Origin of the sequence: Pseudomonas sp. NPDC090592 (assembly GCF_044769185.1) — a bacterium.
GTDB lineage: Bacteria > Pseudomonadota > Gammaproteobacteria > Pseudomonadales > Pseudomonadaceae > Aquipseudomonas.
Map to the genome: position 1 here is coordinate 229284 of NZ_JBIVXJ010000007.1, position 9479 is coordinate 238762.

Sequence of the window (9479 nt, forward strand, 5' to 3'; positions counted from 1 at the left end):
ACCGCTTGTCAAACCTGTGCAGTACCAGTGGGAGCGGGCGAGCCCGCGAAGAGGCCGACACAAGCAGCGCAACCCTCAAGCCCGCCACCGCTCCAAGCAACACCCTGTAACGGCCCGGAACGCTTTCCGGGCCGTTTTCATTTATAGTTCAGCGTCTTGGCAACGTCAGCCAAAGGTAAACCTCTGGTAAAGGCCCTTTGCTAAAACGATGCCATTGCTTATCGTTCACCCTCCCCAAGCCGCCATTCCGAACAAGGTTCGTTCAACCCATGCAAGTGTCCAATTCCCGTTCCCCCCGTCGCTGGTTCGTCGGCCTGCTGATCCTGCTGCTGGTGGCTGCACTGGCCTGGTGGCTGTGGCCCGCAGCAACGCCCGCGCACAAAGAGGCCGCAGGCGGCGGGCGCGGCGGCAAGGGCATGATGGGCGGGCGCCCAGGCTTCGGTGGCTCCAGCGACCCGGTGCCGGTGCGCGTCGAGCCGGTGCGGGTTGGCGACTTCCCCCTTTACTACAAGGCCCTGGGCACGGTCACCGCGACCAACACGGTCAATGTGCGCAGCCGCGTGGCGGGCGAACTGGTGAAGATCCACTTCAAGGAAGGCCAGCAGGTCAAGGCCGGCGACCTGCTGGCTGAAATCGACCCGCGTTCGTACCGCATTGCCCTGCAGCAAGCCGAAGGCACCCTGGCGCAAAACCAGGCGCAGTTGAAAAACGCCCAGGTCGACCTGGCCCGCTATAAAGGCTTGTACGCCGAAGACAGCATCGCCAAGCAAACCCTGGATACTGCCGAAGCACAGGTGGCGCAGTTCCAGGGGCTGGTCAAGACCAACCAGGCACAGGTTAACGATGCCCGCCTGAACCTCGATTTCACCCAGATCCGTGCGCCGATCAACGGCCGTGTCGGCCTGCGCCAGCTCGACCTGGGCAACCTGGTGGCCGCCAACGACACCACCGCACTGGTGGTGATCACCCAGACCGAGCCGATCAGCGTCGCCTTCACCCTGCCGGAAACCGAACTGAGCACCGTGCTGGAGCGCTACCGCAGTGGCGCCAGCCTGCCGGTCGAGGCCTGGGACCGCAGTGACAGCAAGCTGCAGTCCACCGGCGTGCTGGGCAGCATCGACAACCAGATCGACACCACCACCGGCACCCTGAAGTTCAAGGGCCGCTTCGAGAACAAGGACCTGGCCCTGTTCCCCAACCAGTTCGTCAACGTGCGCCTGCTGGCCGACACCCTCAAGCAGGTGGTCATGGCCCCGGCTGCGGCCATCCAGTTTGGCAACGACGGCACCTTTGCCTACGTGGTCAACGCCGAAAGCACGGTGAACGTGCGCAAGCTCAAGGTAGGCGCCAGCGATGGCGAGAACAGCGTGATTCTCGACGGCCTCAAGGCCGGCGACCGCCTGGTGCTGGAAGGTACCGACCGCCTGCGCGAAGGTACCAAGGTGGAAGTGGTCGAAGACAGCTCGCAAGTGCCGACTACCCCTGGGCAGCACCTGCAAGGCCAGGAGGCCAAAGGCTCGGCGCACACAGGTGAAGCCCAGCCTGGCAAAGCAGCAGGCAAGGCGGGCGCATGAACCTCTCGCGTCTGTTCATCCTGCGGCCGGTCGCTACCACGCTGAGCATGCTGGCCATCGTCCTGGCCGGCCTGATCGCCTACAAGCTGCTGCCGGTTTCCGCCTTGCCGCAGGTGGATTACCCGACCATCCGCGTCATGACCCTGTACCCCGGCGCCAGCCCACAAGTCATGACCAGCGCGGTCACCGCACCGCTGGAGCGCCAGTTCGGCCAGATGCCCGGCCTGGAGCAGATGGCGTCGACCAGTTCCGGGGGCGCTTCGGTGCTGACCCTGCGCTTCAACCTCGACATGAACATGGACGTTGCCGAGCAACAGGTGCAGGCCGCGATCAACGCCGCCAGCAACCTGCTGCCCAGCGACCTGCCAGCGCCGCCGGTGTACAACAAGGTCAACCCGGCCGACACCCCGGTGCTGACCCTGGCCATCTCCAGCAAGACCATGCCGCTGCCCAAACTCAACGACCTGGTCGACACCCGCGTGGCGCAAAAGCTTGCGCAGATCAGCGGCGTGGGCATGGTCAGCATTGCCGGCGGCCAGCGCCAGGCGGTGCGCATCAAGGTCAACGTCGATGCCCTGGCCGCCAACGGCCTGAACCTCGATGACGTGCGCACGCTCATCGGCGCGTCCAACGTCAACCAGCCGAAGGGCAACTTCGACGGCCCGACCCGGGTGTCGATGCTCGATGCCAACGACCAGCTGCGTTCCCCCGAGGAATACGCCAACCTGATCCTGGCCTACAACGACGGTGCGCCGCTGCGCCTGAAAGACGTGGCCGAAATCGTCGATGGCGCGGAGAACGAGCGCCTGGCCGCCTGGGCCAACGAAAACCACGCGGTGCTGCTGAATATCCAGCGCCAGCCGGGTGCCAACGTGATCGAAGTGGTCGACCGCATCAAGGACCTGCTGCCGTCGATTACCGACAACCTGCCAGCCGGCCTGGATGTGTCGGTACTGACCGACCGCACCCAGACCATTCGTGCTGCGGTCAAGGACGTACAGCACGAACTGTTGATCGCCATAGTCCTGGTGGTGATGGTCACCTTCGTGTTCCTGCGTCGCTTCAGCGCCACCCTTATCCCGTCGATTGCCGTACCCCTGTCGCTGATCGGCACCTTTGGCGTGATGTACCTGGCCGGCTTCTCGGTCAACAACCTCACGCTGATGGCCCTAACCATCGCCACCGGCTTTGTGGTCGACGATGCCATCGTCATGCTGGAGAATATTTCCCGGCATATCGAAGAGGGCGAAACACCCATGCAGGCTGCGCTCAAGGGCGCCCGGCAAATCGGCTTCACCCTGATTTCGTTGACCTTCTCGCTGATCGCGGTATTGATCCCCTTGCTGTTCATGGCCGATGTGGTTGGCCGGCTATTCCGCGAGTTCGCCATCACCCTGGCGGTGGCCATCCTGATCTCCCTGGTGGTGTCGCTGACCCTCACGCCGATGATGTGTGCACGCCTGCTCAAGCGTGAGCCCAAGGAAGAAGAGCAAAGCCGCTTCTACCGCGCCAGTGGCGCCTGGATCGACTGGCTGATCAAACACTACGGCAGCGCTTTGCAGTGGGTGCTGAAGCACCAGCCGCTGACCCTGCTGGTGGCGGTGGCCAGCCTGGTGCTGACGGTGTTCCTGTACATGGTGGTGCCCAAGGGCTTCTTCCCGGTGCAGGACACTGGGGTGATCCAGGGCATTTCCGAAGCACCGCAGTCCACTTCGTTCGCCGCCATGAGCGAGCGCCAGCAGGCCCTGAGCAAGGTGATCCTGCAGGACCCTGCGGTGCAGAGCCTGTCGTCCTACATTGGCGTCGACGGTGATAACGCCACGCTCAACAGTGGCCGCCTGCTGATCAACCTGAAGCCCCACGGCGAGCGCGATGTCACTGCCAGCGAAGTGATCAGCCGCCTGCAACCGCAACTCGACAGGTTGGTGGGCATCCGCCTGTTCATGCAGCCGGTGCAGGACCTGAGCATCGAAGACCGGGTCAGCCGTACCCAGTACCAGTTCAGCCTGTCGTCGCCAGACGCCGACCTGCTGGCGCAGTGGAGCGGCAAGCTGGTGCAGGCACTGCAGCAGCGCCCGGAGCTGGCGGACGTGGCCAGTGACCTGCAGGACAAAGGCCTGCAGGTTTACCTGGTGATCGACCGGGACATGGCCAGCCGCCTGGGCATCACCGTATCGCAGATTACCAACGCCCTTTACGACGCATTCGGCCAGCGGCAGATCTCGACCATCTACACCCAGGCCAGCCAGTACCGCGTGGTATTGCAGTCGCAGGACGCGGCGGTTATCGGCCCGCAGGCGCTGGAGTCGATTCACGTCAAGGCCACCGATGGCGGCCAGGTGCGCCTGTCGGCATTGGCACGCATCGAGCAGCGCCAGGCCCAGCTGGCCATTTCCCATATTGGTCAGTTCCCGGCAGTGACCTTGTCGTTCAACCTGGCCCACGGCGCCTCGCTGGGCGAAGCGGTGCAGGTGATCGAGCAGGTGCAGCAGGACATCGGCATGCCGCTGGGGGTACAAACCCGCTTCCAGGGTGCGGCGCAGGCCTTCCAGGCGTCGCTGTCGAGCACCTTGCTGCTGATTCTCGCCGCCGTGGTGACCATGTACATCGTGCTGGGCGTGCTGTACGAAAGCTACATCCACCCGGTGACCATCCTCTCGACCCTGCCGTCGGCGGCGGTCGGCGCCTTGTTGGCCCTGCTCATCAGCGGTAACGACCTGGGCATGATCGCTATCATCGGCATCATTTTGCTGATCGGTATCGTCAAGAAAAACGCCATCATGATGATCGACTTTGCCCTGGAGGCCGAGCGCCATCAGGGCATGAGCCCGCGTGATGCCATCTACCAGGCGGCGCTGCTGCGCTTCCGGCCAATCCTGATGACCACCCTGGCCGCGCTGTTCGGCGCGGTGCCGCTGATGCTCGCCACCGGTTCCGGCGCAGAGCTGCGTCAGCCGCTGGGCCTGGTGATGGTGGGCGGGTTGCTGGTCAGCCAGGTGCTGACACTGTTCACCACCCCGGTCATCTACCTGTACTTCGACCGCCTGGCCCGCCGCTGGCGCCCGGCCACTGACGTGAAGCAGGCCGAGGCATGAACCTGTCCGGTCCTTTTATCCGTCGCCCGGTGGCGACCATGCTGCTGAGCCTGGCGATCATGCTGCTGGGCGGGGTCAGCTTCGGCCTGCTGCCGGTGGCACCGCTGCCGCAAATGGACTTTCCGGTAATCGTGGTATCGGCCAACCTGTCCGGTGCCAGCCCCGAGGTCATGGCTTCCACCGTGGCCACGCCGCTGGAGCGCAAGCTGGGCAGCATTGCCGGCGTGACCACACTGACCAGTAGCTCCAACCAGGGCTCCACGCGGGTGGTGATCGGCTTCGAGATGGGGCGTGATATCGACGGCGCGGCGCGTGAGGTGCAGGCGGCGATCAACGCCACCCGCAACCTGCTGCCCAGCGGCATGCGCAGCATGCCCACCTACAAGAAGATCAACCCGTCGCAGGCGCCGATCATGGTGCTGTCGCTGACCTCGGACGTGCTGCAGAAAGGCCAGCTGTACGACCTGGCCGACACCATCCTGTCGCAGAGCCTGGCCCAGGTATCAGGGGTAGGGGAGGTGCAGATCGGCGGCAGTTCGCTGCCTGCGGTGCGCATTGCCGTCGAACCGCAACTGCTCAACCAGTACGGCCTGTCGCTGGACGATGTGCGCACAGCCGTGTCCAACGCCAACCAGCGCCGGCCCATGGGCTTTGTGGAGGATGCCGAGCGCAACTGGCAGGTGCGGGCCAACGACCAGCTGGAAAGCGCCAAGGATTATGAGCCGGTAGTGATCCGCCAGCAGAATGGCACCATCCTGCGCCTGTCCGACGTAGCGACCATTACCGATGGCGTCGAGAACCGCTACAACAGCGGCTTCTTCAATGACCAGGCGGCGGTGCTGCTGGTAGTCAACCGCCAGACCGGCGCCAACATCATCGAAACGGTCGACCAGATCAAGGCGCAGTTGCCAGCCCTGCAGTCACTGCTGCCGGCCAGTGTGCAACTGAACGTGGCCATGGACCGTTCGCCAGTGATCAAGGCCACCCTGAAAGAGGCCGAACACACCCTGCTGATCGCGGTGGCGCTGGTGATCCTGGTGGTGTACCTGTTCCTTGGCAGCCTGCGTGCCTCGCTGATTCCCAGCCTGGCAGTGCCGGTATCGCTGGTGGGTACTTTTGCCGTGATGTACCTGTGCGGTTTTTCGCTGAACAACCTGTCGCTGATGGCGCTGATCCTGGCCACCGGCCTGGTGGTCGACGATGCCATCGTGGTGCTGGAGAACATCTCGCGGCACATCGAAGACGGCCAGCCACCGATGAAGGCGGCCTTCCTGGGGGCCAAGGAAGTCGGCTTCACCTTGCTGTCGATGAACGTGTCGCTGGTGGCGGTGTTTGTCTCGATCCTGTTCATGGGCGGCATCGTGCGCAACCTGTTCCAGGAGTTCTCGATCACCCTGGCAGCGGCGATCATCGTGTCGCTGGTGGTATCGTTGACCCTTACCCCGATGCTCTGCGCCCGCTGGCTCAAGCCGCACCAGGCCGAGCAGACCCGTCTGCAACGCTGGAGCGACAAGCAACACCAGCGCATGGTCAGCGCCTATGACCGGAGCCTGGGTTGGGCCTTGCGCCACAAGCGCCTGACCCTGATCAGCCTGCTGGCGACCATCGGTGTGAACATTGCGCTTTACGTGGTGGTGCCCAAGACGTTGATGCCGCAGCAGGACACCGGCCAGTTGATGGGCTTCATCCGTGGTGATGACGGCTTGTCGTTCAGCGTGATGCAGCCAAAGATGGAAATCTACCGCCGCGCCTTGCTCGCCGACCCGGCGGTGCAGAGTGTTGCCGGGTTCATCGGTGGCAACAGCGGTACCAACAACGCCATGGTGCTGGTGCGCCTGAAGCCGATCAGCGAGCGTAAGCTCGACGCGCAGAAAGTGATCGAGCGCCTGCGCAAGGAAATGCCAAAAGTACCGGGCGGGCGCCTGTTCCTGATGGCCGACCAGGACCTGCAACTGGGCGGCGGCGGTCGTGACCAGACGTCGTCGCAGTACCTGTACACCTTGCAAAGTGGCGACCTCGCGGCGTTGCGTCAGTGGTTCCCCAAGGTAGTTGCTGCCCTGCGTGCATTGCCGGAGCTGACCGCAATCGACGCCCGTGACGGTGCCGGCACCCAGCAGGTGACCCTGGTAGTCGACCGCGACCAGGCCAAGCGCCTGGGCATCGACATGGACATGGTCACCGCCGTGCTGAACAACGCCTACAGCCAGCGGCAGATCTCCACCATCTACGACAGCCTCAACCAGTACCAGGTGGTGCTGGAGATCAACCCCAAATATGCCTGGGACCCGAGTACCCTGGAGCAGGTGCAGGTGATTACCGCAGACGGCGCCCGTGTGCCGCTGTCCACCATTGCCCACTACGAGAACAGCCTGGCCAACGACCGCGTCAGCCACGAAGGCCAGTTTGCCTCGGAAGACATCGCCTTCGACGTTGCCGAAGGCTACAGCCCCGACCAGGCCATGGCGGCGCTGGAACGTGAGGTGGCCAAGCTGGGGCTGCCCGAAGAAGTGATCGCCAAGCTGGGCGGTACGGCGGACGCCTTCGCCAAGACCCAGGAGGGCCAGCCGTTGATGATCCTGGGGGCATTGGTGCTGGTGTACCTGGTGCTGGGTATCCTGTACGAAAGCTACATCCACCCCTTGACCATTCTTTCGACACTGCCGTCGGCCGGCGTTGGTGCGTTGCTCACGCTGTACGCCACAGGGGGCGAGTTCAGCCTGATCTCGCTGCTGGGGCTGTTCCTGCTGATTGGCGTGGTGAAGAAAAACGCCATCCTGATGATTGACCTGGCCTTGCAGCTGGAGCGTCACCAGGGGCTGTCGCCGGAAGAGTCGATCCGCCGGGCCTGCCTGCTGCGCCTGCGGCCTATCCTGATGACCACCCTGGCGGCCATCCTCGGCGCCTTGCCGCTGCTGCTGAGCCACGCCGAAGGTGCAGAAATGCGCCAGCCGCTGGGCCTGACCATCATCGGTGGCCTGGTGTTCAGCCAAGTCCTTACCCTTTATACGACGCCGGTGGTCTACCTGTACCTGGACCGCCTGCGCCACCGTTTCAATCATTGGCGCGGCGTGCGCACCGATGCCGCCCTGGAAAACCCGCTATGACTTTTGCCCAGACCCCACTGCACCGTGCCCTGCAAACGCTGACCCGTGGGCGTGGCTCGCGCCTGCTCGGCGCCGGGCTGTGCGTGGCCTTGCTCAGTGCCTGTACGTTGAGCCCGGACTACCACCGCCCGGAACTGACCAGCACCGCGGCGCAGTTCAAGCACGCCCAGGGCTGGACCCAGGCCACGCCATCCGATGCCATCGCCCGCGGCGCCTGGTGGGAAATCTATGGCGATGCCGGGCTTAACGCGCTGGTCGAGGAACTGAACCGCAGCAACCAGACTGTAGCCCAGTCTGAAGCGCAGTATCGCCAGGCCCAGGCACTGGTGCGCAGCAGCCGGGCAGGGTTGTTCCCAAGCCTGGACCTGACGGTTGGCAAGAACCGTTCTGCCCAAGGTACTGGCAGCTCCAGCTCCAGCCTGTCCAACAACAGCAGCGGCATCCGCGACACCTACAACGCTCAGCTGGGTGTCAGCTGGGAAATCGACCTGTGGGGCAAGCTGCGCGAAACCATGAACGCCAACGAGGCCAGCGCCGAAGCCAGCCTGGCCGACCTCGCTTCTATCCGCTTGAGCCAGCAGTCGGAGCTGGTGCAGAACTACCTGCAATTGCGGGTGATCGACGAGCAGAAGCGTTTGCTGGAAGCCACCGTGGCGGCCTATGAACGCTCGCTGCGGATGAACGAAAACCAGTACCGCGCCGGTGTCGCTGGCCCGGATGCAGTGGCCCAGGCGCGTACCCAGCTCAAGAGCACCCAGGCTGACTTGATCGACCTGATCTGGCAGCGTGCACAGTTCGAGAACGCCATTGCCGTGTTGCTGGGCAAGACGCCGGCCGACTTTGCCCTGGCCGACAGCAAAAACATTCCTTCGCTGCCGCAGATTCCGGTTTCCCTGCCTTCGCAGTTGCTGGAGCGGCGCCCGGACATCGCCGCCGCCGAACGTAACGTGATGGCTGCCAACGCCAACATCGGCGTGTCGCGTGCGGCGTATTTCCCCGACCTGAGCCTGAGCATGAGCGGCGGCTATTCCAGCAGCAGCTTCAACAACTGGATCGAACTGCCCAACCGTTACTGGTCGGTAGGCCCGCAACTGGCGTTGACCCTGTTCGATGCCGGCAAGCGCAGCGCCGAGGTTGACCGCACGGTGGCGGTGTACGACCAGACCGTGGCGCAGTACCGCCAGACGGTGCTCGATGGCTTCAAGGAAGTGGAAAACCTGCTGGTGCAGTTGAAGGTGTACGGCGATGAAGCGGTGGTGCGCCAGGAGGCGCTGGATGCTGCCCGGGAGTCGCTGCGCCTGACCGAGAACCAGTACCGCGCGGGGCTGATTGGTTATCTGGATGTGGTCAACGTACAGACTACGGCGCTGAGTAACGAGCGCAGTGCGTTGAACCTGCTGCAAGGGCGCTTGGTGGCCAGTGTGCAGTTGGTAGCCGCGCTGGGTGGTGGTTGGGATGCCGAACAGGCGTTTGCCGAGCAGGAGTGACCCAACCTGCAACTGCGACCCCCCTGTAGGAGCGGCCTTGCGTCGCGATCGGGCTGCGCAGCAGCCCCAGAAGTCGGCGTACGGGCATGAATCGCTGGGGCCGCTTCGCCGCCCGATCGCGACGCAAGGCCGCTCCTATGTATGGACTCGCCCACACTGTCTAATTGCTTTTGAACATAGGAACCCGGTTGCATCTATGTATCAGGCCTATTCGAGGAA

4 protein-coding genes are annotated in these 9479 nt (G+C 63.8%); all 4 read left to right on the top strand.

What is annotated here, in order from left to right:
• The first annotated feature begins 269 nt into the window (after positions 1-269).
• Genes ACIQUI_RS08625 through ACIQUI_RS08640 form a run of 4 tightly spaced genes read left to right on the top strand, consistent with a single transcriptional unit; the run spans position 270 to position 9260 of the window.
• Positions 270-1574 carry an MdtA/MuxA family multidrug efflux RND transporter periplasmic adaptor subunit gene (locus ACIQUI_RS08625; protein ID WP_403197124.1) on the top strand — a complete coding sequence of 435 codons (1305 nt, stop codon included), beginning with the start codon at positions 270-272 and terminating at the stop codon, positions 1572-1574.
• Entirely contained in the window at positions 1571-4669 is a 3099-nt protein-coding gene (locus ACIQUI_RS08630; protein WP_403197127.1) for an MdtB/MuxB family multidrug efflux RND transporter permease subunit, read from the top strand. Before ACIQUI_RS08625 ends, ACIQUI_RS08630 begins: the two co-directional genes overlap by 4 nt.
• Positions 4666-7773: an efflux RND transporter permease subunit gene (locus ACIQUI_RS08635; RefSeq protein WP_403197130.1), complete on the top strand. Its 3108-nt coding sequence runs from the start codon at positions 4666-4668 to the stop codon at positions 7771-7773. Before ACIQUI_RS08630 ends, ACIQUI_RS08635 begins: the two co-directional genes overlap by 4 nt.
• Positions 7770-9260 (top strand): efflux transporter outer membrane subunit, encoded by a 1491-nt coding sequence (locus tag ACIQUI_RS08640; RefSeq protein WP_403197132.1) that lies wholly within the window; start codon positions 7770-7772, stop codon positions 9258-9260. The genes ACIQUI_RS08635 and ACIQUI_RS08640 overlap by 4 nt, the downstream gene beginning before the upstream one ends.
• The last annotated feature ends 219 nt before the right edge of the window (positions 9261-9479 follow it).

What these genes read in the sequence shown, in the direction of transcription:
- ACIQUI_RS08625 (WP_403197124.1), top strand. Translation starts at nt 270, where the DNA reads ATGCAAGTGTCCAATTCCCGTTCCCCCCGTCGCTGGTTCGTCGGCCTG.
- ACIQUI_RS08630 (WP_403197127.1), top strand. Translation starts at nt 1,571, where the DNA reads ATGAACCTCTCGCGTCTGTTCATCCTGCGGCCGGTCGCTACCACGCTG.
- ACIQUI_RS08635 (WP_403197130.1), top strand. Translation starts at nt 4,666, where the DNA reads ATGAACCTGTCCGGTCCTTTTATCCGTCGCCCGGTGGCGACCATGCTG.
- ACIQUI_RS08640 (WP_403197132.1), top strand. Translation starts at nt 7,770, where the DNA reads ATGACTTTTGCCCAGACCCCACTGCACCGTGCCCTGCAAACGCTGACC.